Source organism: Archangium violaceum (assembly GCF_016859125.1).
Classification (GTDB): domain Bacteria; phylum Myxococcota; class Myxococcia; order Myxococcales; family Myxococcaceae; genus Archangium; species Archangium violaceum_A.
Window position 1 is genome coordinate 1,436,401 of the sequence record NZ_CP069338.1, and the last position, 26,101, is coordinate 1,462,501.

Consider the following 26,101-nt stretch of genomic DNA (forward strand, 5'->3'; position numbering starts at 1 on the left):
AACTTGGAGACATGGAAAGCCCTGGACGGATGATAACGGATGAGGACAAGCGGATACGGGGAATGGAGGCACGAGAGGACTTCGTGCGCGACACGTGGTACCCGATATGGGAATCGAAGCGGTTGGGCCGTCAGCCGGTGCGAGTCACCCGGCTCGGCCGCGAGCTCGTGCTGTGGCGGGACGGCCAGGGCCAACCGGTGGCCCAGGAGGCAGCCTGCCCCCACCGGGGCGCCGACCTCTCGCGGGGCCGGGTGGTGGGCGGGTGCCTGGAGTGCCCCTACCACGGCATGCGCTTCGCGGCGGATGGCGCGTGCGTGCGCGTGCCCTGCGAGGGAAAGGCGCGACCGATCCGAGCCGACCTGCGGGTGAAGGGATACGCGGTGCGGGAAAGCCTCGGGCTGGTGTGGCTGTGGTGGGGCGAGCAACGGGAGGAGCTTCCCCCGCTGCCCTGGAACCACGAGATTCCCGGGACGGGAGCGGGCACGTGCACGGCCACGTTGACCTGGAATGTCCCCTTCGCCCGGGTGATGGAGGGGAACCTGGATCTGCATCACTTTCCCTTCGCGCACCGCCGGTGGGCTCCGGGGATGGGGACCTGGTTGGACCCATACACGGCGCGCCTCGAGGGCGACGTCATCCACACCCACGGCGTCATGAGAGAGGACGACGGCAAACCCTGGGACGGCCGAAGCGGTTTCGAGGCGGAGCTCAGGGTGCTCTTTCCTCATCTGCTGCTCGCCCGCTTCGGCCGCCGCACCCAGGCCCTGGTGGCGGCCACGCCCATCGACGCGGAGAACACCTGGGTGGTCTTCCGCTACCGCAGCCAACTCCCGCTCGTGGGCGGGCTGGTGGCGTGGCTCCTCGTTCAAACGGAGCTGCGATTCATCCAACCGGAGGACTACGCGCTGCTGCGCGACAGCGAGCCGAGGCACCCCGTCCGGCAGGACTTCCACCTGGTGAGAGCCGACGCGGGTATCGCGCTCTGGTTCCGATTGTATGAGCGGCGGCTGGAGGCCCAGCGGACGCCGTCCAGTCACGCGCCAGTCATGCATGTCCCCTAGGGTGCCTGGGCTTTCAAGGTCCCGGGCATCCCCCTCCTTCAAAGGACGACAGCATGAAAAAGCGACTGCTCATGGGACTTCTTGGCTTCACACGGCTCACGGCGCTGCGACTGGCAATCCTGTAGATTCCGGTACACCCATCCATCACGAGTCGAAATGTACACGGTCCCCCCCGGCCCCCTCAGGCCCGGCAGGACCTTCACACAGCCCGACTTGTAGTCAAAAGAGACATAGAGGCCGTCCTCGATGCGGGCCTCCTGCACCGAGACGATGACATTGTCCGTGCCGACGCCATCCATCTCCAGCGAGAAGCCAGAGGGGGAACGATAGGTGCAGAGTGTCGCGCCATCACCGTACTTCTTCGGTTCGCATTTCCTGGAGCGCGAGAGCAGATCGAAGGTCATCCCATAAGAGGTTGCCGAAGCAGGCTCCAGCAGAAGCAGGGGCACGAGGAAGGCGAGGACACGGCTCTCATGGAGACCCCGACACATCGAAGACCTTCGATCTGGCATGGGCAGCCATTCTAGCTATGCGGCGAGGAAGCCGCCATCAACGGCCAGCGGCGTGCCGGTGACGAAGCCCGCGCCGTCGGAGCACAGCCAGAGCACGGAGCTGGCGATCTCCTCTTCCGTGGCCATCCGCCCCATCGGGTGCTGGGAGACGAGCCCCCGGACGATGTCGGGCATGAACGTCTCCGCCTTGCGCATGCCGTCGGTCCGGGTGGCCCCGGCGCAGAGGGCATTCACGCGGATGCCGCGCGTCGCGAACTCGAGCGCCACGGACCGCGTCATTCCGACCACCGCGTGCTTCGAGGCGACATAGGCGTGGTACTCCGCCCGTCCGGCGAGGCCGAAGATGGAGCTGATGTTGACGATGGAGCCTCCGCCCGTGGCCAGCATCGCCGGGATTTCGTGGCGCATGGCCAGCCAGACACCTCGGGCATTGACGGCCATGACGTCGTCCCAGACGTCCTGGTTCGTCTTCTCCAGCGGGGCCATGTCACCGGCGCCCGCGCTGTTGACGGCGAAGTCGAGCCGGCCGAAGTGCTTCACGGTTCCTTCCACGGCCCTCGCCACGGAGGCTTCGTCCCGCACGTCGGTGGAGAAGAAGAGGACGCGGGCGCCTTCGGCCTCCAGGGCCGCGCGGGCCTCACGTCCCGCCTCCTCGCCCCGGGCGGCGAGCGCGACGCTGGCGCCCGCCCGGGCGAAGGCTCGCGCCGAGGCGAGGCCGATTCCGGAGGTGCCTCCGATGACGAAGGCGACGCGTCCGGTGAAGTCATGGCGAATCATCGTGTCTTCCTTTCCGAGCCCAGTCCGTTGCGGATGAAGAGGATGGCCTGGCGGGCGAGGGCCCGCCGGCGCTTGAGGTTCAGTCGCTTGCGCAGGGAGTCCGAGGCGAGGACCTCGTGGAGCTCGGCGCCGAGTTCGTGGAGGATCACATCCGTCAGGCCGGGGCCGATGACGGTGGAGACGAAGCGGGTGGCGATGTCGAGGTCCGGCGCGTCGAGGGCACCATCTCGGGTCCCCTCCTCCAGGACGGCGCGAAGCTCCACGATGCCGGCCTCGCAGATGGCCTTGTAGAGGCCGCGCACCTCCACCACCGCCGTCGGCGCGGCGGCGGCCGCGGAGAGCCGGGCCAGACGCGGGTGCTCGACGAGGAACGCCATGCCGCGCTCGATGAACGTCTCGAGACGAGCCCAGAAGTCGCCCTCCGGGGGCGCCGCGCCGATGAACTCACGCTTGCGGCGCGGGGCCTCCTCGGTGAGGAGCCAGCGGTACAGGTCGAGCTTGTCCTCGAAGTACTGGTAGACGCTGCCCTTGGGGATGCTCGCGCGGCTCGCGATCTGCGAGAGCGAGGCCTCGGTGTAGCTCCGCTCGGAGAACTCGATGATGGCCTCGTTCACGAGGCGGTCCCTGCGCTCGTCCGGGAGCCGGAAGAAGGTGCTCGTAGGCATGTGACCGGCCAGTCATATGACCGGCCGGTCGCATTGGCAAGAGGCGTTTCCGGAGGAGCGCGGCCGGGGTAACACCCGGCCGCGCCGGCCTCACGGGGCGTCAGCTCACAGGCCGCTGACATCCACCTCTTCACGGATGGACAGGCGGTAGTCGTCCGATGCCCACTCGTTCTGGTAACGCACGGAGCCGGTGAGGAAGCCTTCCGCGCTCATCACGTTCTCCGTCTTGTTCTGGCTCGCCGGGCGCACGTTCCACACCTTGCCCTTGAAGCTGAAGACGCTGACGCTGGACAGCTCGAGCTTGCTGCCATCCGAGCCCAGCAGGCGGTCGCCTTCCTTCAACGCGTGGGCCTTCACCATGGTGCCATCCGCCAGGAGCATCGGGTGCGTGGAGGTGACCTCGATGCGGCGGCCGTCCGAGGACTGGAGCAGGAAGATGTCCTCCTGGGTATCGCCCGCCACGTAGGAGCGGATGGGCTGATTCCCGAAGCTCAGCGCATCCAGCCGGGCGTCCGCCGTGAGCGCGGTGACCTGGGTCAACCCGGACGCGTAGGCCTCGGGGACGGTCACGTCCCGCCCGCCGAAGTCCACATGCTGGGAGGGGGTGAAGCAGCCGGCCACGCACGTGCCCAGCTTGATCAGCCCCGTGAGGCAGGCCTGCGCCTCACTGGCGGGGACGTGGAAGGAGCACGTCGAACCGGCCGGCACGTTCGGGTACGCGTAGCAACCGTTGGTGAACACCTGGTATTCGTTGGCCTCGTTCAGGTAGGCCTCACGCGCGGCGGTGATGAGGCCGCACTTCCGGGCCCATGCGTTGCGGCCACGAGCCAGCTCGGAGGTCTCCAGCTGGTCATCCTGGAAGCAGCGGGTCTGGAGCTGGGCCAGGGCCGTGCTGGACATGGAGGTGGCGACGACGGCGAGCGCGATCAGGATATTCTTCTTCATGAATGGTCTCCCTCGGGGTTTCTCAGAGGCGGGAACGGGCGCTCACTGCACACCCACGGCGCTCCACGCGTCGCGGACGGCGTTGACGGTGTCCGCCGGGTACCGGTCCGCCGCCGCCTGGATGGTGAGGGCGCGTGCATCGGACATGTTGATGTTGGCGGTGAAGTAGTTCTGGTTGGCGAAGTAGAAGGTCTGCGCCGCGCGGTTCATGCCCACGCCGGCCACGTTGACGGCCGTCTTGCCTCGCGGGTGCGAGCCGCCGGTGACGAGCAGCTTGAAGGCGAGGTTGGGGATGCCCGAGTTCCAGTGCACGCCACCGTTGTCCGCGGTGCCGACGTAGCGCTCCGGGTAGTAGTCACGGGACGAGCCGTCCTGCGTCGGGTTGGCCATGTAGCGCAGGGCGTCGCCCGCGGTACCCGGCGTCCAGATGTCCTCGCCGATCTTCCACACGTCGGCGTCCACGGTGCCACGCGCCCAGCTCTCGCAGATGGCCGCCGCGATGTCCGACAAGCTCTCGTTGAGCGCGCCGGAGTCGTTGCGGTAGACGAGGCCGGAATCGTACTGGGTCACCGCGTGGGTGAACTCGTGCGAGACCACGTCCAGGTCGCGGCCCAGCTGGCCGGAGTTGAAGTTGTCACCGTCGCCGAAGACGATCTGCGTGCCGTTCCAGAAGGCGTTGACGTAGTTGTTGCCGTAGTGGACGGTGCTGGTGATGGTGGCGCCCGCGTCGTTGAACGAGTCACGCGCGAAGATGGTCTCGTAGCAGGCATACGTCGTGCCGATGTGGTCGTAGTTCTGGTCCACGTGGGCGTCACCGACCGCGCCGTTGCCCTCCGCGCGCCGCAGCGTGCCGGGCAGGGCCGAGCCGTTGTTGGCGGTGTGGACACGCCGGTTCTGGGCCGAGTGGAGCTGCGGGTGCACGTCCAGCACGCGGCCGCTGGCGGCATCCACATACACGATGTCCCGCGCCGGCTCGCCGTCGCGCTCGCCCGAGCGGATCTGCTCATAGGCCAGCGACAGCGTGCCCTGGGCATCCAGGAAGTACACCAACTGGGCCTCGCCCTCGGGCTTCAGCGTGGAGATGCCCTCCAGCGCAGCGACGGCCGCGGCCTCCGGCGTCATGCGCGCCAGCGTCATCGGCTCGGGCGCGCCCCGGGCCGAGCCATTCACCGCGTACACCCCACCCGACGCGTCCACGTGAAGGATGAGCTCGCCGCCCACCACGCGCACCCCGTTGCGTACCTGGTCGTAACGCACGTGGGTGATGCCGACCTCGTCCACGCGCGCGGAGCGCACGCGCAGCTCCTTGGGACTCAGGCGGAACAGGGGGGCAACGCCGTTGAGCACGGGCGCCAACGCCTGCTCGGCCTCGGCCGCCAGGCTCTTGCCACGCAACCCGGAGCGGGCCAGCGACGTCTTCACCGAGCCGAAGTTCCCGCGGATGAACGTGGGCACCCCTCCTGGTCCCTCGGTGACAACCTGGGCCGACAGGCCTGTCTTCGTCTCCCCGGCCCCCTCCAACGCACCGGCGTCGGACTCACCGCCGCACGCTGAACCCAGGGTGATGAGGCACACTCCCGCCAGACTGCGCTTCCAGTTCGTATTCAAGACATCCTCCTTCTCTGCATGTGGTTGCTACCGCTGTTGCGCTTCGGCATGAGGACAGACGTCTCCCGTTCCGGTGAGGCCGGGAGACACTGCTTGGACCGAACACAATGGACCGTCCGGGTGCCGGACGGATGTGGGAGCCCGCGTTTCCGCGGGATTAGAGGTGATGCGTCAGCCGCTGGACCTCGTCCGTCGTGGCCCCTGACTCATACAGCCCCGCCAGCAGCGCGTTGCGCAGCAGGCTCTTGAGCTTGTCACTCCCCAACTGCTTGAAGGTGCTCACCGCGCGCTGACGATCCAGCTGGGCCAGCCGGAAGAAGAGATCATACTTCTCACCGACCAGGCTCTTCTTCGCCACCTCGGACAGTGCTGGGTCGATGGGCTCCAGCGCGAGCGAAACCATGGCGTCACGCGCCGCCGCGTCCTCGGGAGCCAGGGAGTGGAGCAGGTCGATCATCGCCATGCGATCCAGCACGGCCTCGGGCTTGCCCTCCACGAACCGCGTGTCCGCCGGCAGGGCCGCGAGTGCGCTGGGATCCGCCAGTTCCTGCTGGAGCGCCGTGATGTTCTCACGCCCGCCACGGTTCAGCTCCTGGATGAGGGTCTCCTCGCGAAAGAAGACATTGAAGCGTCCCTCGCGATACGTGCGCGCGGCCGTCCGGATGGCCTCGCGGCGCGCGGCCGGAGTATCCGCGGGGGCGGGCATGGGGGGCGGCTCCGGGGCAGCCCCCCTGCCCCCGGAAGCAACCGCCTCCCGTGACGCCGCGCTGGAATCGCCCGTGGAGGCGCCCGCCGCGGTGCCCGGAGCCCTCTCCTCCCGGGCAGCCGCCCTGACCGCCGCTGGAGGGCTGGAAGGCGCCGGCCGGGGAACCTCGGCTCCGGATTGCCGGGACAGCGCATGAGGCCAGAACTGGATGACGACGGTGTACATGCCAGCCGCACCGAGCAGCAACAGGGCAATGGCTGGCGCTACCCACCGGGCCACGAGGGCCTTCCGGTGGGGAAGGTCATTGCTTCGCATGGATCATCCTCCTCGAATGGGACCCTGGCAGCAGTCCGGTTCCGGCTAGAAGAGCCACCGTTGCGGCGGCGCTTCCAGGGACTGCAAGCCATTGGACTGATTCCAACTGACGACCCGGTTCTCTGGATCCACCGCCACCGAGACGACCGGCTCCCCGAAGGGCACCGTGGCGCTGGTGGTGGCCTCGGTGGGTTGCAGCCCGAAGCTCACGGGGACGTTCACCGTCTGCGTCGGACCCTTCACCTGGATCACCACGCTCACAGGATAGATCTTTCCCGAGAAGAAGGTCTTCTGTGTCACCTCCACGCGCAGCTCGCCATTCTGCTGTGTGGTGTTCACCGTGAAGGTGGGCCAGTCCGTCTCCCCCGCCCCATACACCCAGGCATTGAAGTAGGCGTCCAGGTCCCGCCCCGAAGCCCGCTCCAGCTCTGCTTGCAGATCCGCGACGCCGCGCGTGCCAGGCGAACCCGAGAGGAATTCCTTGATGGCCTGGACGATGGTGTCCTGGCCGCCAGGCAGCAGATCCTCCAGCTGCACGAAGAAGAGCATGGAGCCGGTGCCGTACGTCTCCATCGCATAGGACAGGAAGGGGGTCGGGCGATCAGTCGGCCGTGGATGGTAGAAGGCGGTGCGCGCCAGACGATCCCAATACGCGCGTGTCCGCGCGGCGTCCGCGGGCCAGTTCCTGACCTCGTAGACATAGGTCAGGTATTCGGCGATGGCCTCCTTCCATGCGAAGTCATACGCGTCCGCGAGGGTGGTGCGATTGCCCGCCCACTGGTGGACGATCTCGTGCATGAGCGTGTGGCGCGTCATGTCCGCGTATTCCCTGGGGGGGAGATCCGGCAGATCCTCACGCAGGATGATGTTGGCGGGATGCTCCACGCCCAGCCATTGGGTGGGCGCCCCGGCGATGCGCAGCTCCTCGCCATAGGGGAGCGGCCCGAGCAGGCCCTTGATCCACCGCACGTAGCCCGCCATGACGCTCTTGGAGAGCGACGCGGCGAGCCGGCCACCCGGCACCTCGAAGAAGACCAGCTTCGTGCCATCCACGTCGAGCCATTGATTCCTGCTCCACGCGCGATTGGAGGCGACGGCGAAGGAGGAATAGGTGGGCGCTGGCGTCTGCAGCAGCTCGCAGCGCGTCTTGGTGCTGTTCACCCGGGTGCGTTTGCCCGGGCAGAGGGTGACCTCCCCATCGGCATGGGTCACCTCGAGGACATATCTGGCGAGCTGCCCCGGATCGTCATTGCACGGGCCAAACCTGTCACATTGCTCGACCCAGTTGAGGAGGTATGAGAAGGTGTTGCCAGCGTGATCCCTCGTCCGGGTGAATCCCACGGGGGAGAAGTCGTACGTCTGCTCGGGGACGGTGATGCCGCCTTCCAGCAGGACCTGGCCGGCGAAGAGCGGCTCGCCGCAAACGCGCAGGGTGCCACTGGCCGGCTGGACGCTGACGGGCTGCCCCGTGTTCCACCGGATGTCGGTGACATTGTCGGGGGCGTCCAGCGTGATGCAATCCCCCCCAGGAGGGGCCACGTCGAAGTAGAGGCTCGAGCGAGCCTCACGCGTGGTGAGGTTGAAGTCGTAGTGGTATCGCTGGATGTCCGGTGGGAGCTCGCCGGGAGCGACGTCGACATGCCCTGAATCCATGTCGATGTCACCTGGCTCATCCGGGCCCGCCTCGGTGCAGCCGGCTCCCAGCGCCCCCAGGGTCGACAGCACAACCGCGAGCCTGGTGCGACGGAAGATTCTGGTGCGACAGAATATTTTGGAAGAGAATGTTCGAAGCACCGCGCCCCCCCCTGTGGGAATTGCTTGTGTATGGTGAGACCCGCGTCCCCGCTTTCGCGGGGACGCTCAGGCCCGGCGTTGCTCAGAGCCCGCTGACGTCCGCGTCCTCACGGACCGACAGGCGGAAGTAGTCCTGGGACCACTCGTTCTGGAAGCGCACGGAGCCGGTCATCAGGCCCTCCACGTCCAGCACGTTCTCCATCTTGACCTTGCTGACGGGCTGCACGTTCCAGACCTTGCCCGTGTAGCGGAACACGCTCACCTGGCTCAATTCCACCTTCTGGCCGTCAACGCCCAGCAGCACGTCACCCGCCTTGAGCGTCCTCGCGCGCACCATGATGCCATCACCGTTGACCATCGGGTGCTCGGAGGTCACCTCGACGCGGCGGCCGTCCACGGTCTCCAGGACGAAGATGTCCTCCACGGTGTCGCCCGCGACGAAGGTGCGGATGGGTTGCTCGGAGAACTCCGGCCGAGCCAGCGTGGCGTTCTGGGTGAGCGCCGTCACCGTGCTCAGTCCGGCGAAGGGGGCTTCGGCGATGGGCCAATACTTCTCACCGAAGCGCACCTCTTCCGTGCCGGTGTAGCAACCCACCATGCACGTTCCCAGGTACGTCGGGGTGAACGACAGGCAAGGCTCGGCTTCGGAAACAGGGACGCGGAAGGTGCAGGCGGTACCCGTCGTGTGATTCGGATAGGTATGGCACCCGCTCGCGAAGATGACGTAGTCTCCGAAGGAGTTGTAGGCCGTCTCGCGCGCCGCATTGATGTAACCACATTTCCTCGCCCACGCGTTACGGCCCACGGCCTGCTCCGGATACAGGATTTGATCATCCTGGAAGCAGCGCGTCTCGACTTGCGCCCACGCCGACGACGAGATCGAAAAAGCAGCCACGACAATCAGACGCACAAACATGATTCTCATGTGAGCATCACCCCTTTTATGCCTCGAAAGGCAGTCAGGCGTTATAAGCCGGACTCACACCAAAAGTGAAGACTAAATAAACACCCTGTAAAACATTCAGGATGGGGAATTCCCTCCATCCGCGCTACCTGTTCTTCACGGACCTCTAGAGTGAGAGCGACGGACTGGCCCTCGGTACGCGAAATCGCATACGCGTAACCTCATACGCACAATCGCATATGCGACGCCGTATAGGTGAAATTCCCTACAACAGCCGCATAGCCGGGTTTCCTGGGCGCTCGGCACCCCGCCTGGACTCATCTATGAGGGAATCCCCTCCAAATCCCTTGGAGCCAGGAGTCGCGGGATGCAAAACAACACAGGGTAGTGGATGCCCGGGCTGTTGGGAGTCTGGCTCGGAGTCCTGCTGACTGTTGGCTGTGGGAGGCCCGTCGGCGTTCCAGAAGAGCCGGAGGTGCTGGACTCCGCTCTGCAAGACACGCGGGCGGGAGACCGTATCGCGGCGGGAGTCAGCCATTCGTTGGCGGTGCGCCCGGATGGCACGGTCTGGGCTGTGGGCGGCAACGGCTATGGCCAGCTGGGAGGTGGGACCACGAGCGCTCGCCGGACGCCGGTGCAGGTGCAAGGGCTGAGCGGAGTGGCGGCCGTGGATGTGGGCTCCAACCACTCGCTGGCGGTGCTCTCCGACGGTACCGTGTGGGCCTGAGGTGACAACTCCACCGGCCAGCTGGGGGATGGCACCACGAACCCCAGCTCCGAGCCCGTGCAGGTGCGCGAGCTGAGCGGGGTGGTGGCCGTGGCCGCTGGCACCCTTCACTTGTTGGCGGTGCTCTCCGACGGCACCCTGTGGGCATGGGGCTCCAACGAATACGGCCAGCGGGGAGATGGGTCCACGGCCTGGCTCTCCTCGCCGGTGCGGGTGCAGGGGCTGAGCGGAGTGGTGGCCACGGCCGCTGGCGGCGGCCATGTGTTGGCGGTGCGCTCCGACGGCACCCTGTGGTCCTGGGGATACAACCCCTACGGCCAGTTGGGCAATGGAGCGCCCGTGTACGCCACCACAGCCATCCGCTCCCTGCTGTATTGAATTGCGAGGCCCCGTGGCCACGCCTCCCTCTCCGCGGGAACATGCGGAGAGGGAACGGGCTGAATGACCGCGGACTACACCGAGATGCCCACCGGCAGGGTGGCGATGTAACCCGCCGTGGGGCTGCCCGTGACGCTCGCCATCTGGAGTGACGTCCCGTCCCGGAAGACCATGTCCGTGGCGAAGCTGACCCTGGACAGGTTGGTCTGGCTCACGCTGTACCCCGTGGTGGAATACACCGTCTTGCAGACATCCAACGGGAAGGCGATCTGCGAGGTCTTGATCTTGTAGCTGGCGGACGTGGCCTTCGCGAGGCTGGGGTAGATCTCGAAGTGCAGGTGCGGCACCCGGCCGTCATAACAACCCGGGAAGATGGTCTTGAAGGTCACCGTCCCGTCGCTGCCCGTTTCCTGCACGCCTCTCAGATAGTTCTGGTTGGGAAGGGCATACATCGAGTACTTGCCGTCACGGTCACACTGCCAGAGGTAGATGGCGTAGCCCGACAGTGGGGCGCAGCTCTGCCTGGAGTTGACCAGGGTGAGCTTGAGCGTGAGCAGGACGCCCGCCGCGGTACCGGTTGCACCGGCGATGCTGGAGCGGATGTCACTGCGCACGATGCCCGACAGCTTGAGCGCGTTGGGTCCGTTGGACCCATCACCCGGATACGGCCCCTGGGTCTCCTCGGGGATCGTCGCACAGCTCGCAAGCCCGTCCTCGGTGAGGAGGCCCTCGCCACCGATGCCCTCCTCGGCGCCGGCCCCGCAGCCCACCAGGGGCATGAGCGTGGCCCCAGCCATCAACTGCAGGATTTGTCTGCGGCCCGTCCTCTGCGCCAGGATCTTCAGATCGTGCTCGAGGCCCTTGTCGTGATCGTGATCATTTTCAATCATTGTGTCCCCCGTGGGTTGCAGCACGAGGAAGGTAGAAGGCCTTTCTTAAGCATTCCTTAAGCAGAACAGGAAATCATTACAAACACATCTTCTTCGAATATGTGGAATATCACGTAAGTCCAACCTGCAGAGGCTCGGCCCTCGACAGGAACCCTGTCGCAGTGGCAACTGCAACACGGTTTCAGCTTCCTGGTAGAATTCGACCGTGCCCGTTGCCGGGACTTTTCCCCTCGAAGCGAGCCCTGTGGCGACACAGCCGTAACAAAAAGAAAGATGCGAAATCAGCGTTGACTCGGTGTGTCGCGCAACTCCACAATAAGCGCGTCTCATACCCCCCGTCACCCGAGGTCAGAATGTCCCCAAGCTTGTTCGTGCGCCGCTGGGCCGTTGCCAGCACGATGTCGCTGCTGGTGGGTTGTGGTTCGGAGGCTCTCGAGGAGAAGCAGACGCAGGAGCCGGTCCAGGCCAGCGAGCAGGAGATTGTCGGCGGAACCAACACGACGATCGCCGCCAATCCCTGGCAGGTGTCGCTGCAGTCCAGCTCGGGCTCCCACTTCTGCGGCGGCTCGATCCTCAACGAGAACTGGATCCTCACCGCGCAGCACTGCGTGAAGTCGGGTGGGACCGTCAGCAAGCCGGGCCGGGTGGCGGCGGGCAGCACCACGCGCAGCGGGATGAGCACCTCCGGGCAGATCCGCCAGGTCGCCGAGGTCATCGTCTATCCCGGCTACCAGGATGCCAACTACGGCAAGGACGTGGCGCTGCTGCGCCTGTCCACTCCGCTGGACCTGAGCGGGTCGAACGTAAAGGCCATCGGCCTCGTCACGAAGGCCGACGCGTCCGCGGGCGTCACCAACACGGGCGTCACCGCGCGCGTCACCGGCTGGGGCACGCTCACCAGCGGCGGCAGCACGCTTCCGGACACGTTGCAGACCGTGGACGTGAAAATCATCAGCAACAGCCAGGCCCAGTCGTCCTACCCGAGTGAGAGCATCGGCGCGGACCAGCTCGGCGCGGCCGCGGCGGGCAAGGACTCGTGCCAGGGCGACAGCGGCGGTCCGCTCACGGTGCTCAAGGGCAGCACGCGCGTGCTGGCCGGCGTCGTCAGCTGGGGCTACGGCTGCGCCGACTCGCGCTACCCAGGCATGTACGCGCGCGTATCGGAGTTCGAGAGCTGGATTACCTCGAAGATCGGCGGTGGCGGCGGCGAGCCGCCGCCGTCGACGTTGCTCTCCAAGACGGGCCTCTCGGGCGCGAGCAGCAGCTGGCAGCACTTCGCCATCACCGTCCCGTCCGGCGCCACCAGCCTCACGGTGAGTCAGTCCGGCGGCACGGGTGATGCGGACCTCTACGTCCGCGCCGGCTCGCAGCCGACGACGAGCGCGTACAACTGCCGCCCGTACGAGGACGGCAACACCGAGAGCTGCTCGTTCAGCAACCCGACGGCCGGAACCTGGTACGTCTCCGTGCGCGGCTACTCGTCGTACTCGGGCGTGTCGCTGACCGCGACCATCCCGTAAGTCACGCGTCCGTTCCCTTCACGCCGGCGCCGGTCCTCGCGAGGGGCCGGCGCCGTCGTATATGCGGGGCCCGCGGCTTCCTGGCGAGCGCTCATTTCACCTCCGTGCGCCGCGTGAGATGGAAGTCCGCCAGCAGCGCCGCCAGCAGCACCAGCAAGGGCCAGCGCGCCCGGCCAGAAGGAGCGCCTCCCTCGTCGTCACCAACTCCGGCCTGAGCGGGCCTGTCCCCCCCACCGCGACCGCGCAGGTCCGACTCGCGGGCATCCAGCGGCAGCACCTCCACCACATCCACCGGCTCGCCGTCCCGCTCGAGCGTGTAACGGCCCGGCTCCGCGGGAGGTGGCAGCTCCAGGGAGCCCGCGCCGAAGAGGGAGCGCTCTCCTTCAGGGCCCTTCAGCGTGTAGCGCGCGCCCGAGCGCGTCACCACCGACAGGGGCTCGCCGAGCGAGAGCTGCCGCCGGGGGAAGCCCTCCTGTGAGCGCCGCACCTCGCGCAGCAGGTTGCCCAGCAGCACCGGCCACGCGGGCGTGCGCTGCACGTTGGAGCGCGAGAGGTCCACGTTGAGGTGCAGGCGGCCCTCGTCCTCGGAGAGGAGCACCACGTCCCCCGCCGTCATGAGGGGCCGGCCCGGGGGAGCCTCGCCGCCAGCCGCCCAGCGCACGCCGCCGAGCTGCACGTCATCCAACAGCGGGTGGCCCTTCTCCACGAAGAAGGGGCCCACGAAGGTGCGCACGGTGCCGCCCGCGCCCACCGTCACCCGCGCGTCCGAGCCCCGGGGGCCCACGAGGAGCGCCCCCTCACCGGGGCCCAGCTCCAGCCCGGGCGCCACCGAGAGGAAGCGCTCCAGCGCCGAGCGCGCCCGCGCGTCCAGTCCCTCGGCCAGCGCCACGCGCACCCGGCGCTCCGGGGCGGGCGGCAGGCGGACCTCACCGTCCTCGGGCAGCGCGTCCGTGGGCAGGGACACCTCCACATCGCCCGCGTTCTCGAAAGTGAAGCGCAGCGTGGCCGCGCCCCCCTCGGGCAGCCGCACCCGCTCGCGCCGCTCGGTGCCTTCCTTCGCGCCCGGACCGGGCCTCGCCACAGCGTGGACTTCCGTCTCCTCGGGTCCCACGCCGAAGCGCGCCACCCGCAGCGTCACCGTGGCCGTGGAGCCCTCGTCCCGACGCCACGCCGACAGCAGCGCCACGTTGTCCCGGGGCGCGCCCAGGGCCGTCCACCGCACCGCCGGGGGCACGGCCAGTCCTTCCGCGGGAGGGGCGTCGGTGAAGAAGTGCACGCGCCTGCCCGGGCCCGCCAACTCCTGGGCCCACAGCAGGGTGGGCGCCACGTCGTGGTCCGCCCCCAGGGCACGGAAGGACTCCAGCGCGGCCAGGGCGCGCGAGGGCTCCGCCTCCGGCCCCGCCAGCACGCGTGGCATCGTGCCGCTGGCCAGCAGCGTCACGCGCGAGGCCTTCTCCTCCTCCACGCGCCGGGCCGCCTCCGCCCGCACCTTCTCCAGCACGGGGCGTCCGTCCGGCCCCCGAGCGGACAGCGAGAGGCTTCCATCCACCACCAGCACCAGGTGCCGCGTCCGGGTGTCCTCGCCCAGCCGCACGTCCGCGAGGAAGAGGGCCGCGGCCACCACCGCCAGCATCTCCAGCAGCAGCGAGGCCTCGCGGGTGAAGCGCTCGAAGCGCGGGCCTGCCTCGGCGCGGGGACGGGGCGTGCGCCAGAGGAAGAGGGCGCTCACCACCACCGGCTTCTGCTTGCGCCGTAGGAAGTACGCCGCCACCAGCGGCACGAGCGCGCCCAGCGCCAGCAGTCCCCAGGGGAAGCCGAAGCTCATGCCACCCCCGCCGGGCGGAAGAGGGGCCGCAGCGGACCTCCCACCAGCGCGCGCAGGGACTGGGACGCGGGGACCACCAGGTGGGCGGCCCGGGCCCTCGCCGCCGCGGCCGAGAGGGACTTCTGGTGCTCGGCGAAGCGTCGCGTGTACGCGGCCAGCACGTCTTCCGTGAGGAGCTCCTCCAGCGCCGCGCCGCTCTCCGCGTCCACCAGCCGCGCGCCCTCGCCGCCCGTGGGCTCGAGGTCCTCCGCGTCCAGCACCTGCACCAGGAAGAGGGCCGAGGCCCCCTGCGCCAGCCGCGACACGAGTGCCGGCAGCGGGGCCTCGAAGAGGAAGTCACTCACCACCACGCGCAGGCCGCACGGGCGCAGCGGCGGCAAGCGCCCGAGGGCCGCGTACAGGTCATCCCTCGCGTCGAAGGAGACGGCGCGCAGGGCGGAGCGGCACACCTGGCCCAGCACCCGCTCCGGGCGCGAGCCACCCACCAGCAACGTGGGGCCGAGTCCCTGCCGCGCACCCACCTCCGTGGCCAGCAGCGCCAGCTCGCGCGCGCACCCGGCCTTGCGCGGCGACAACGCCATGCTGCGCGAGCCGTCCAGCAGCACCTCCAGGCGCGGGGACACCTCGTCCTGGCGTACGCGAAGGATCAGCTCGCCGGTGCGCGCCACCGCGTTCCAGTCCAGCTGCCGCAGGTCGTCTCCCGGCTGGTAGGTGCGGAAGTCGTGCAGCTCCAACGAGGCCCCGGCCGAGGCCGCGCGCACCTCGCCCGTCCTGCCCCGCTGGGGTGTGCGAGGCAGCGCCAGGACGAGGCCCGGGGCCAGCCGGGCCACCTCCGCTTCATCGAAGTCCAGGTGCGCGCTCATGAGGCGTGGGCCCGGCGCTCGCGCTCCACGAGGGCCCGGTCCGCGGCGAAGGCGGTGAGCACGGCCACCAACCACACACAGGCGAGCATCCCCGGGGTCATCTTCGGCTCGCCCAGGTCGTAATCGTAGTCGCTGAAGTTCTCCAGGCCGATGAAGGGGTTGAGCAGGTTGAAGAGCGGGTCCTCCGCGTTCTGGCCGAAGAGGACGGCCAGCAGCGGAGGCAGCGCTCCAGCCAGTCCCGCCAGCACGAAGAAGAGGACGCGCACCACCGCCGGAGAGGCGAGCCGGTCCGAGCGCGGCAGGCGCCCCACCAGCAGCGCCAGCGAGAGGAAGAGGAGCGAGTACGCCGGCGCGACGAGCACCGTGAGGAACTCGGCATCGGGGAATCTGTTCGAGCTCCCGGACAGGAAGTAGAGCGCGACGCACAGGCCCGTCCAGAAGAGCAACAGCAGGATGACGAGCCGGAAGCCGCGCACCGCCCCCGGACGCAGCAGGGACCAGGGCCGGGTGGCGGCGCGCAGGGGCCGGGCCTGGCCGTCCGCGTCCGTGGCAACGAAGACCCCCGTCAGGGACAGGAACAGACACCCGGCGCAGCTCGCCGCCTGGGCATTGTGGATGGACTGGCCCCCCGCCAGCCACCAGCCCAACAGGAGGGCACCGGAGAGCAGCACCTGGAGGGCGAACGCCAGCCGTGGGCCCCGGGAGTAGTTCTCCGTGGACAGCGACAGCCGGGCGGCGGCCGTCTCGAAGAGCAGCCACCCATAGGTGAGCATCGCCCAGAGGAAGCCGATGGTGAATTTGACGAAGTCGTCGTCGCGGGTGACGACGCGGTAGCCCTGCTCGCTGAGGAAGTAGGCCGCCACCAGCGCGTACATCAGCGACAGGCCGAGCAGGGCCAGCAGGACGAGGTGCACCAGGGCACGTCCCATGCGCGCGTCGGCGAGCGTGGCCGCGCCCACCGCCACCACGGTGAGGAAGACGAGCCAGGAGGCGCCCAGCGTGAGCACCAGGAGGATGGTCGGCAGGTCGATGCCGTTGAGGTAGTAGCTGAAGAGCAGGAAGGGCCCCACGGCGGAGGCGTAGAGCCCGGCCTGCACCAGGAAGGAGAACACCTTGCCGCGAAGAATCCGCCGGGGCCCCAGGCCGGTGAGCAGCAGGAGCACCCACGTCTCGTCCTCGCGTTCGCGGGCCAGGGAGCGGTAGGCGCTGTAGGGGATGACGAAGAAGTGCACCACGCCCAGGCAGACGAAGAAGGCGAAGAAGAAGCCCTGTCCCTGGCTGCTGAGGCTCGCGCGCAGAGAGGTGACGTAGGCCACCATCGACAGGATGAGGCAGGCCAGCAACATCAACCCGAAGCTCACCCAGAAGACGCGGGAGCGGACGCCCTGGCGGACCTCCTTCACCACGAGAGGGTTGAGCCTGTCTCCCAGCCGCTCCAACAACCCGGGCCGGGCCTCCTCGCGCGCAGCGGTGCCCGCGCTCTCCGTGACCGTCGCGCTCACGCCACCCTCCCCTTCGTCACGTGCATGAAGGCATCCTCCAGGTTGCGCTCGCGGTGGCTGAAGGCGCACACGGGCACGCCCGCCCCCACCAGTACCGCCAGCAGCCGCGCCGCCACCGCGTCCGCCTGGTTGCTGGAGGCCGTTCCCTCCTCCCGGGGCTCCAGCCGGACTCGCAACGCTTCACCCTCGCGGGCCACCTGACTCACCCCGGGTTGCTCCAACAACAGCCGCTCGGCGCGGGCCCACACCGCCTCGCCCTCCTCTCCCGGGAAGAGGCGCACCATCAACTCCACCACCGACGCTCCAGCGGCCTGGGCGAGCAGGTCCGCCACCTTGCCCGTGGCCAACAGCCGACCCTGCTCGATGATGGCGCAGGTGTCACAGATCTCGGCCAGCTCGGTGAGGATGTGGCTGGAGATGAGCACCGCCTTGCCCTGGTCCGCGAGCGCGCGCAACAGCTCGCGCAATTCGATCCGGGCACGTGGGTCCAGGCCGTCCGCCGGCTCGTCGAGGATGAGCAGCTTCGGATCGTGCAGCAGCGTGCGCCCGAGCGCCACGCGCTGCTTCATCCCCTTGGAGAGCGCACTGGTGAGCTTGTCCTGGAGCGGGAGCAACCCGGTGAACTCCATGACCGAGGCCACGCGCTTCGTCCGGGCCTGGCCCTGGAGGCCATAGGCGCGCGCGAAGAAGTCGAGGAACTCGAGCACGGTGACATCGTCGTAGGTGCCATAGCGGTCCGGCATGTAGCCAATGAGCGGCCGCGCCTTGTCCGGGGCGTCCACGAGCGAGTGCCCGTCCAGCGTCACCTGGCCCGCGGTGGGCGTGTCCAGGGTGGCGATGATGCGCATGGTGGTGCTCTTGCCGGCACCGTTGGGACCGATGAAGCCCAGGATGGTGCCCGCCTCCAGCTCGAAGGACACGTCGTCCACCGCGCGCAGGGCGCCGTAGTCGCGCCGCAGCCCCTTCACCTCCAACAGGCTCATGGTCCGTCCACCCTTCCCCTCATGAGATGAAGGCCCTCGTGCAGCTCCACCGGGAGCACCGCCGTGGGCATCAGGCCTGGACCCTCCAGCCTCGCGAGGAAGCCGCCCTCTGGCAGCGGCTTGTCGAGCTCGGCCCAGGGCACGTTGATGAAGCGGTTCTCCACGTGCTCGGAGAAGAGCGAGAGCCGCAGGGCCGTCTTCCGGGAGGCGGAATCGGGTATGGGAGTGAGCACCCCCTCCGCGCCATCGGCGAGCGCCGGCAGCGACCACACCTTGCCGTCGAGCCGCACGTACCCCTCCGCGAGCGGCGCGCCGAGCGCGTTCTGGACGCGCAGCCCCTCACCCTCGCGCCGCACGGTGAGCCGGGCCCGAGAGGGAAGCACCGCCAGCTCCCCCCACTCGCGATAGGTGCGCGAGGACAGGAAGCCGCCCGTCACCGCCATGCCATTCGTCCAGTCCGCCTCCACGACCTGCGGCTCCCAGGCCACGTCTGGCCCCAGGAGCGTGGCCAGGGCGGGCACGTGGAAGCCCTCCGGTTCCAGGTTGGCGTAGTAGCTCCCGAGGCCGACCATCACGGCCCGATCCCCATCCCTATCCAGCCAGATGAGGCTGTAGCGAGAGGCATGAAGGGAGAAGCCATCCACGAACACGGACCAGACGACGAGGGACAGGCACGTGACGAACGCCACGGAGGGCACGGCGATGAGCAGCGCCACCGGCCCCTTGCGCCGGGCGAGCGCGAGCCCCCCGGGCCCCACCGCCAGGACGAAGAGGGTGATGAGGAAGAGGAAGCGGCCCACGGGCGCCTGGACTCCAGGCAGCAGCGGCTGCGCGCCACCGGCCAGCATATAGGTGTTGCGCTGCCAGCTCGGCGCCGGCGCGGCGGGGAGGATGATGCCCTCGATGGGGGTGCCGCCGCCCGTCTCGCTCCAGGTCGGTTTGTTCGTGGCATCCGCGTCGGAGAGCAGCGCGGAGCCACACGCGTCCGCCGCGCCGCACAGCCGCACCTGGCCAAAACCATAGGGGTGCACGCCGCCCGAGGTGGTGCCAGCGAGCAGGGGCAGGCGCACGTCCACGTCTCGCGGTGGGTGGAGGAGGACCAGGAATCCGCCGGTGGAGGCATAGGCCTCGAGCGCGCTCCAGGTGTCCGCTGGGAGGGAGGTGACGTCCCCGGCCACCACCACCAGGGAGTGGCCCGCGTACAAGGCGAGCTCGCGTGGCGCGGCCTCCGGCGCGACGAATTGGACCGACAGCCGCGAGTGAGTCTTCACACGGGGGAGACGGGTGCCGGACTGGAAGGCCCGCTCCGAGCCCAACACCAGCACCGGGTCCCCCCCGGGTTCCACCGTGTAGAAGGAGAAGGCGCGCAGGGAGAGTCCCGGAGTGAGCACGCGCACGATGCCGCCGCGGGCGGCGACCGGAATGGGCAGCCAGACGGAGAGCCGCTGACGGGGGCCGACCTCCACCTGCCGCGAGGCGACTTCGCCGCGACCCCTCCCGGTGGTCTCGACGTCGACGCGCGCGACGCGAGGCGTGGAGCCCTGGTTGTGGAGCACCACCTCCAGCGGGGCATAGCCACGCGGGGGGCGCAGCACGGCGGTGCTCACGGAGACGCGCAGGTCTCCCTCCGTCGCGTTCTCCGGCTGGCTCTGCACCTCGTCGTAACCACGGACCCTCTCCTCCTCGTAGTCCTCCCCGCGCACTTCGCTGTCCGCCTCAACCTCCGCGAGCTCCGCCTCCTCCGTCGGAGCCACCTCGGCCTGGGCGGGAGCGGGAGGCGGGGGGAGCGGGGCTTCCGCCCGCACGGGGCTCGCCGCGCATAGGAGGAGCGCGAGGAGCACGGGGGTCAGGCGCTCACGCACGAGGCACCTCGGGGACGGCCTGGAGCAGGGCGCGCACCACGTCCATCGTCCCCACCTTCTCCAGCGAGGCCTCGTAGGCGAGCACCAGCCGGTGGTTGAGGACGGCGGGAGCGGCGGCCACCACCTCGTCGAAGCCCACGTTGGGCTTGCCCCGCATCAACGCGAGCGCCCGTCCGGCGGCGGCCAACGCCAGTGCCGCGCGAGGGCTGGCCCCGTAACGCACGAAGCGACGCACCGGCTCCGGCGCGCCCGGGCCGCGTGGATCACTCGCCTCCACCAGCCGTCCGATGAAGTCCGCCACCGGCACGGGCAGGTGCACCCGGTCCACCGCGGCGAAGAGGGAGGCGAGCCCCTCGGCGTCCGTGGCGGGCGGCAGCACGGGCGGGGTGCCGCGCACGCGCGTGGTGAGCAGGGTGGTGAGCGTCTTCGCGCCCACGGGCGGCACCTGGACGCGGAAGAGGAAGCGGTCGAGCTGCGCCTCGGGCAGGGGGTAGGTGCCCTCCAGCTCGATGGGGTTCTGGGTGGCGAGCACGAAGAAGGGCTCGGGCAGCGGGCGCGTCTGGCCGAGCACCGTGACGCCGCGCTCCTGCATGGCCTCCAGCAGCGCGGCCTGTGTCTTGGGGCTGGAGCGGTTGATTTCGTCCGCGAGCACCACGTTGGCGAAGAGGGGCCCCTCGCGGAAGGTGAAGTCGCGGCGGCCCTCGCCCTCGAGGACGTAGGTGCCGGTGATGTCGCCGGGCAGCAGGTCCGGGGTGAACTGGATGCGGCGGAAGGGCAGCCCGAGCAGCCGCGCGAGCGCCTTGCACAACTCCGTCTTGCCGAGACCCGGCAGGCCCTCGAGCAGCACGTGGCCTCGCGCGAGCACCGCCGCCGCCACCTGCTCCACCACCTGCGTCTGGTCGAGCAGCACCTGGTTCAGCCCCTTCTGGAGCTGAGCCACCTTCTCCGCCGCCCCCTGTACCTCGGCGGGGCTCAACAGTTCCGACACAGCCGACTCCTCTCCTAGGGTTCCCCCCCGAAATACCGCTTCACCAGCTCCCGGTTGCGGGGCAGCAGAGGCCCCGCGGAATGTCCCGCCTCCGCGTCGCCCCGGGCGCTCGTCCCCTGCCCGCCGCCGCCTCCACCGCCCTCGCGCTTCTCCGGGTCCGCGGACTTCAGGCCCCAGAGTCCCTGCGCCTCACCGCCATGGCCCTCGGGCAGCGGTTTGAAGGCGAGCCGCTCCGGATCCATCTCCGCCTTGTCGCCGAAGACGAGCGGCTGACTCTCCCCGCCACGCCCGGGCCCCGCGCCGCCCTTCCCCACCTGACGGCTCACATGGCCGCCCGGCTGTCCCGGACCCTGGCCCTGAGCGTCGCGCGAGCCGTTGCGTCCGGCGCCCTGGCCGAAGCGCTGCTCCAGCTCGCGCTGACGGCGCTCGAGCGTCTCGCGCAGCTGGGCCACCTCGTCACGGGAGCGCGGGCCACTCCGGCCGGAGCCCCCTTGCCTCGCCTGCCCGGAGCCGGTGCCGCCATCCCCCGCCCCCGCGCCACCGCTCCCGGTCCCCGACGGGTCGTCTCCATCCTGGCCCCGCTGGGATGGGGAGGTGGCGTTGTCGTGGCCCAGGGCCATCAACGCGCTCTCGAGCGCCTCGCGCTCCCGGGCGGCGGCCTCGGCTCCGGCGGCGGCATCCAGCGACTCCTCCAACTCCCGCGCGGCCTCGGACGCGGAGGCCAGCTCGGCGGCGGCCTTCGCGGCGCGGGCCTCGAGCGACTTCTCCAGGCCATCGGCGGCCTCCCAGTCGGCGGCGTCGAAGCGTCCCTCGGCCACCTCCTCGGACAACCGACGCAGCTCCTCTTCCAGGGGGGAGCCCAGCGGCTCCTCACGAGCGAGGGCCTCGGCCTTGGCCTGCACGGAGGCCACCTTCGCCGCGGCGGCCGCGTTGGCGGGGCGCACCTGGCGCGCGGGCAGCGGCAGGAGGAAGCCCACCGTGAGGAAGGCGAGCGCCGCGAGCAGCGCCCCCACCGGGCGCTTCCATTGCACCGGGGGTGGCGTCACGGCGCGGGCATATTGGTTGGCGGCGAGCTCCCACTCACCCACGGGGCGCTCCAGCCGGGTGAGCAGCAGCCCGCCGGCGCCGGCCGAGCGGTCCGCCAGCACCGCCGCATGCATCAAGGACACGCCCCGGGCGCGGGCCCGGACGAACCACCAGGCCCCCGCGGCGAGCAGCGGCACCGGGAGCACCCAGGGGGCGGCGTCCCTCGCCATCAGCCGGGTCAGTACGCATCCCGTGGCGGCGGCCCACACGGGAGCCACGCCGGCCTCGGTCCAGATGACGGCATTGAGGCGCCGCCGCACGCGCCGGACAGGCGCGAGGATGAGAGCCTGTAGACGGCGTTCGTCACTTGCGGGCATGGACGCCCCGAGTCTCGGACACTCGGACGTCTCTCCACAAGCCGAAGGCCCGCCCCTTCGAACGACGAAGGCCCCGGTCTTCATGAAGACCGGAGCCCCGTGGACCTCTCGTCCTGTCGCGGCGTCGCTCGCGCTACTGCTGGAGCGCCCCGCCCTGGCTGCCGCCCAGGTCCTGGTACGAGGCACGCACCTGGCTCCCCTTGGGAATGTCGGCGAGCGACCCCTGATGGCCGTTCACCATCACCTGCGTCTGCTCGTTGGCCTGCAGGCGGATCTGCGCCTGCTCCGGAGCCCCGAGCTGCTGAGCAGCAACTCATCCGGGCTCGAGCTCACCACCTGACCCGTCACCATCTGCTGCCGCTGCTGCGTCCGCTGCTCGGCCGTCTGCTGCTGGGTCCGCGCCATCTGCTCCTGCTGCTGGGCGGCCTGCTGCTGGGATTGCTGGACCTCCGCCCGGGCCTGCCGCGCCTGATGAGCTGAGACAGACGAAAGATGGAGTCAGACAGCGCGGCGCCAACCCGCGGTGCGCTCGGGTTTCGCTGCTCCGCCAGCCCGCCCGCCAGCCATGAAAAGCAAAGATTGTTTCCAGGCAGGTGGCTCAGCGTCGGCCCGCGGCCTGTCGCTCGCCTGCCCGATCGCCTGGTCCAGCAACATCCCCGAGAGCAGGCTCGGTCGCGGCATCTAACGACTCGCACTCCAAAATTGCCGCTCCATCGGAAAGACAGACCCCAGTATACACACTTTTCCCAATAGTTAGCGGGATTGACTGTACGCCCCGGCCCCACACACGATTGGCAGTCAACGGCGGCCTGAAGACAGGGGGCCGCTCCATCCGCAATACCGAGGTGAAGAGCGAATGACGCTGAAACAGGCGTTGATTTCGGGGTGCGCACTCGCGCTCCTTTCCGTCGAAGCCAGGGCGCAGGAGCAGGGCACGGCGGCGCCGCAGCCCGAGGCGGCGCCCGCCGAACAGCCAGCGGCCACGGTGATTCCCGCGCCGGCCAACACGCGCAAGATCACCGGCAAGGTGCTGGACGCGCTGACGAACGATGGGCTGCCGCTCACGCGCGTCATCATCAAGGGCACCACCAAGGGAGTGGAGACGGAGCTCGACGGCACCTTCACCCTGGACGTCCCCAAGGGCCCGGTGACGCTGCTCTTCTCCAGCCAGGACCACAAGGAGCGCGAGGTCACCGTCGGCGCCAACCGCAACGACGTGACGGTGTCGCTGGACGCGACCTTCGTGGAGGAAATGGTGGTGGTGGGCCGCGCCAGTGAGCTGGCCCGCAAGAACCTGGCCAACTCGGTGGCTTCCGTGAACACCGAGGAGCTCAACCGCGCTCCGGCCGCCACGGTGGACCAGGCGCTGCAGGGCAAGGTGGCCGGCGCCAACATCCAGAGCAACTCGGGCGCTCCGGGTGGCGGCATGCAGCTGAAGCTGCGCGGCGTCTCCACCATCAACGGCTCGTCCGCACCGCTCTACGTGGTGGACGGCGTCATCATCAGCGACGTGGCCATCGCCTCCGGCGTCTACCAGCTGACCGAGTCGGTGCGGGGCTCCAACCCCTCGGCCACCCAGGACAACCAGGTCAACCGCATCGCGGACCTCAACCCCAACGACATCGAGAGCATCGAGGTCCTCAAGGGCGCGTCCGCGGCCGCCATCTACGGCTCCAAGGCCAGCAACGGCGTGGTCATCATCACCACCAAGAAGGGCAAGGCGGGCGCCCCCAAGGTGGACGTCACCCAGCGCGTGGGCATGTACTCGCTCTCCAACACGCTCGGCTCACGCGTCTTCAGGACGCGCGAGGAGGTGGTGGAGCGCTATGGCGAGGAGGTGGCGGCCCAGTACTGGACCGGCAAGACCTTCGATCAGGAGAAGCTGCTGGCCGGCCGCAGGGATCTGTCCTACGAGACGCTCGCCAGCGTGAGCGGCACCGCCGGGGACACCCGCTACTTCGCCTCGGCCATGGTGAAGGACGACAAGGGCATCATCGAGAACACCGGCTACCAGAAGCAGTCCTTCCGCCTCAACCTGGGGCAGAAGCTGGGCAGCGACATCGAGGTGAACGCCAACGCCAACCTCGTCCACACGCTGGGCAACCGCGGCCTCACCAACAACGACAACACCAACATCACCTACTACATGGCGCTGGCGTCGACGCCCAACTTCGTCGACCTGCGCGCCCAGGACGGCATCTACCCCGCCAACCCCTTCGTCTCCAGCCGGGCCAACCCGCTGCAGACGGCCGCCCTCATGCAGAACGACGAGGACGTGTGGCGCCTGCTGGGCTCGGCCGACGCGACGTGGACCGCGTACAAGAGCGAGACGCAGAGCTTCAAGGTGCTCGCCAACCTCGGCGTGGACCGCTTCCAGCAGAAGAACAAGCTGTTCTCGCCCAGCACGCTCGCCTTCGAGCTGCCGCTGGACAACCTGCCGGGCACCTCGCTCTTCGCCACCAGCGAGGTCCTCAACCTCAACACCGGCGTGAACCTGGTGCACAACTACCGGCCCCAAAGTGGCATCGTGAACGCCACCACCTCCGCCGGCTTCCAGTACGAGCAGAGCGGCCTGGACACGCTCTACGTCAAGAGCAGCGGGCAGATCGCCGACCAGGAGAACGTGAGCTCCGGCACGCAGCTCCGGGTGCTCCAGAACCGGCAGATGCTGCGCGACCGCGGCTTCTACCTCCAGGAGGAGATGCTGATGCTCGACGAGCGCCTCACCCTCGTGGGCGCCGTGCGTGGCGAGCAGAGCAGTGCCAACGGAGACCCCAACAAGCTCTTCTTCTTCCCCAAGCTCGCCACCGCCTACCGCCTCCAGCCCTTCCACCCGGCGGTGAACGAGTTCAAGGTGCGCCTGGCGTACGGTGAGACGGGCAACCGGCCCACGTACATCCAGAAGTACACGTCCCTGGCCTCCAACAACAACATCGAGGGCCTGCCCGCCATCATCGGTACCGGCGTGGCCGGCTCCAAGGACATCCACCCCGAGCGCCAGCGTGAGTTCGAGGCCGGCGTGGACGCGATGCTCTTCAACGGCAACGCCGTGGTGGAGCTCACCGTCTACCAGCGCAACATCTCCGACCTGCTGCTGCAGCGGACCCTGCCCGGCTCCACCGGCTTCACCACCGAGTACACGAACGGCGGCGAGCTGCGCAACCGCGGCATCGAGGCGATGCTCCAGGTCACCCCGGTGCGCAACACCGACTGGGAGTGGACCTCCAACGCCACCTTCACCCTCAACCGCAGCACGGTCATCTCGCTGCCCGACGGCCCCTTCAACGTCCCCGTCTTCGGCACCAGCCTGGGCGAGTTCCGCCTCGAGGAGGGCTCCAGCGCCACGCAGATCGTCGGCGACGTGATGACGGAGAACGGCCTGGAGCTCAGGAAGATCGGAGACACGGAGCCGGACTTCCGCGTGGGCTTCTCCAACGTGGTGAAGTACAAGGACCTCAGCCTGTCCTTCCTGCTCGACTGGCAGCAGGGCAGCGACATCATCAACCTGACCCGCTTCCTCTACGACGGCAACAAGAACTCGGTGGACTACGAGCGCGGTCTCGAGCGGCAGCAAGCGTGGCTGACCGACGCCTCCGTGTACGTGGAGGACGCCACGTTCCTCAAGCTGCGTGAGGTGACGCTCAGCTACAACCTGCCCCAGCAGTGGCTGGAGAAGATTCCCGCGGCGAAGACGGCCCGCCTCAGCATCAGCGGCCGCAACCTGCTGACCTTCACCAACTACTCGGGGCTGGACCCCGAGGTGAGCAACTTCGGCAACCAGGCCATCACCCGCAACGTCGATGTGGCCCCCTTCCCGCCCAGCCGTAGCTTCTGGACGTCGCTCGACGTGGGGTTCTAGGACCATGAGGATTC

At 68.9% G+C, this 26,101-nt stretch carries 20 protein-coding genes and 1 pseudogene; 5 read left to right on the forward strand and 16 right to left on the reverse strand.

The window, feature by feature from the left end; all coding sequences use genetic code 11:
• Positions 1-11: 11 nt before the first annotated feature.
• Positions 12-1,061 (forward strand): Rieske 2Fe-2S domain-containing protein, encoded by a 1,050-nt coding sequence (locus JQX13_RS06080; protein WP_239014573.1) that lies wholly within the window; start codon positions 12-14, stop codon positions 1,059-1,061.
• A 38-nt stretch (positions 1,062-1,099) separates the two neighbouring features.
• Here JQX13_RS06080 and JQX13_RS06085 read toward each other — a convergent pair whose 3' ends face one another.
• The 8 genes from JQX13_RS06085 to JQX13_RS06120 all read right to left on the reverse strand — a co-directional run bounded on the left by JQX13_RS06085 (position 1,100) and on the right by JQX13_RS06120 (position 9,308).
• Positions 1,100-1,465, reverse strand: a complete 366-nt coding sequence (locus JQX13_RS06085) for a hypothetical protein (RefSeq protein ID WP_203408120.1) — start codon at positions 1,463-1,465, stop codon at positions 1,100-1,102.
• A 123-nt stretch (positions 1,466-1,588) separates the two neighbouring features.
• Positions 1,589-2,350 (reverse strand): SDR family NAD(P)-dependent oxidoreductase, encoded by a 762-nt coding sequence (locus JQX13_RS06090; RefSeq protein ID WP_203408121.1) that lies wholly within the window; start codon positions 2,348-2,350, stop codon positions 1,589-1,591.
• Positions 2,347-3,015: a TetR/AcrR family transcriptional regulator gene (locus tag JQX13_RS06095; RefSeq protein ID WP_203408122.1), complete on the reverse strand. Its 669-nt coding sequence runs from the start codon at positions 3,013-3,015 to the stop codon at positions 2,347-2,349. The genes JQX13_RS06090 and JQX13_RS06095 overlap by 4 nt, the downstream gene beginning before the upstream one ends.
• A 105-nt stretch (positions 3,016-3,120) precedes the next feature.
• Entirely contained in the window at positions 3,121-3,960 is an 840-nt protein-coding gene (locus JQX13_RS06100) for a hypothetical protein (RefSeq protein ID WP_239014574.1), read from the reverse strand.
• Positions 3,961-4,002: 42 nt separating this feature from the next.
• The gene (locus JQX13_RS06105) at positions 4,003-5,568 is read right to left on the reverse strand and encodes a M4 family metallopeptidase (protein WP_203408123.1); all 1,566 of its coding nucleotides are present in this window, start codon (positions 5,566-5,568) and stop codon (positions 4,003-4,005) included.
• 157 nt (positions 5,569-5,725) lie between these two features.
• Entirely contained in the window at positions 5,726-6,589 is an 864-nt protein-coding gene (locus JQX13_RS06110; RefSeq protein ID WP_203408124.1) for a hypothetical protein, read from the reverse strand.
• A 45-nt stretch (positions 6,590-6,634) separates the two neighbouring features.
• The gene (locus tag JQX13_RS06115) at positions 6,635-8,242 is read right to left on the reverse strand and encodes a M1 family aminopeptidase (protein ID WP_203408125.1); all 1,608 of its coding nucleotides are present in this window, start codon (positions 8,240-8,242) and stop codon (positions 6,635-6,637) included.
• Positions 8,243-8,465: 223 nt separating this feature from the next.
• Positions 8,466-9,308, reverse strand: a complete 843-nt coding sequence (locus JQX13_RS06120; protein ID WP_203408126.1) for a Hint domain-containing protein — start codon at positions 9,306-9,308, stop codon at positions 8,466-8,468.
• A 370-nt stretch (positions 9,309-9,678) separates the two neighbouring features.
• Between JQX13_RS06120 and JQX13_RS56160 the strand changes: the two are divergent.
• Positions 9,679-10,392, forward strand: a pseudogene (locus JQX13_RS56160) (RCC1 domain-containing protein).
• A 74-nt stretch (positions 10,393-10,466) separates the two neighbouring features.
• Here JQX13_RS56160 and JQX13_RS06130 read toward each other — a convergent pair.
• Positions 10,467-11,282 (reverse strand): dioxygenase, encoded by an 816-nt coding sequence (locus JQX13_RS06130; RefSeq protein WP_203408127.1) that lies wholly within the window; start codon positions 11,280-11,282, stop codon positions 10,467-10,469.
• Positions 11,283-11,635: 353 nt separating this feature from the next.
• On the opposite strand from JQX13_RS06130, the gene JQX13_RS06135 reads away from it, so the two are divergent.
• Complete coding sequence (locus JQX13_RS06135; RefSeq protein WP_203408128.1) at positions 11,636-12,802, forward strand: trypsin-like serine protease; 1,167 nt, start codon at positions 11,636-11,638, stop codon at positions 12,800-12,802.
• 91 nt (positions 12,803-12,893) lie between these two features.
• On the opposite strand, the gene JQX13_RS06140 is transcribed toward JQX13_RS06135, so the two are convergent.
• Genes JQX13_RS06140 through JQX13_RS06170 form a run of 7 tightly spaced genes read right to left on the reverse strand, consistent with a single transcriptional unit; the run spans position 12,894 to position 22,228 of the window.
• Positions 12,894-14,627 carry a vWA domain-containing protein gene (locus tag JQX13_RS06140; protein ID WP_203408129.1) on the reverse strand — a complete coding sequence of 578 codons (1,734 nt, stop codon included), beginning with the start codon at positions 14,625-14,627 and terminating at the stop codon, positions 12,894-12,896.
• Positions 14,624-15,490 (reverse strand): DUF58 domain-containing protein, encoded by an 867-nt coding sequence (locus JQX13_RS06145; RefSeq protein WP_203408130.1) that lies wholly within the window; start codon positions 15,488-15,490, stop codon positions 14,624-14,626. The genes JQX13_RS06140 and JQX13_RS06145 overlap by 4 nt, the downstream gene beginning before the upstream one ends.
• The gene (locus tag JQX13_RS06150; protein ID WP_239014577.1) at positions 15,487-16,992 is read right to left on the reverse strand and encodes an ABC transporter permease; all 1,506 of its coding nucleotides are present in this window, start codon (positions 16,990-16,992) and stop codon (positions 15,487-15,489) included. Before JQX13_RS06150 ends, JQX13_RS06145 begins: the two co-directional genes overlap by 4 nt.
• Positions 16,989-17,975, reverse strand: coding sequence for an ABC transporter ATP-binding protein (locus JQX13_RS06155; protein ID WP_203408131.1), 987 nt, complete (start codon positions 17,973-17,975; stop codon positions 16,989-16,991). Before JQX13_RS06155 ends, JQX13_RS06150 begins: the two co-directional genes overlap by 4 nt.
• Positions 17,972-19,837, reverse strand: a complete 1,866-nt coding sequence (locus tag JQX13_RS06160) for a hypothetical protein (RefSeq protein WP_203408132.1) — start codon at positions 19,835-19,837, stop codon at positions 17,972-17,974. Before JQX13_RS06160 ends, JQX13_RS06155 begins: the two co-directional genes overlap by 4 nt.
• A complete protein-coding gene (locus JQX13_RS06165; RefSeq protein WP_203408133.1) occupies positions 19,830-20,825 on the reverse strand; it encodes an AAA family ATPase in 996 nt (331 codons plus the stop codon). Before JQX13_RS06165 ends, JQX13_RS06160 begins: the two co-directional genes overlap by 8 nt.
• Positions 20,826-20,839: 14 nt before the next feature.
• Positions 20,840-22,228, reverse strand: a complete 1,389-nt coding sequence (locus tag JQX13_RS06170; RefSeq protein WP_203408134.1) for a hypothetical protein — start codon at positions 22,226-22,228, stop codon at positions 20,840-20,842.
• Between the two features lie 82 nt (positions 22,229-22,310).
• Here JQX13_RS06170 and JQX13_RS06175 point away from each other — a divergent pair, with 82 nt between their 5' ends.
• A complete protein-coding gene (locus tag JQX13_RS06175) occupies positions 22,311-22,568 on the forward strand; it encodes a hypothetical protein (protein WP_203408135.1) in 258 nt (85 codons plus the stop codon).
• 516 nt (positions 22,569-23,084) lie between these two features.
• Positions 23,085-26,087, forward strand: a complete 3,003-nt coding sequence (locus JQX13_RS06180) for a SusC/RagA family TonB-linked outer membrane protein (protein ID WP_203408136.1) — start codon at positions 23,085-23,087, stop codon at positions 26,085-26,087.
• Positions 26,088-26,101: the final 14 nt, after the last annotated feature.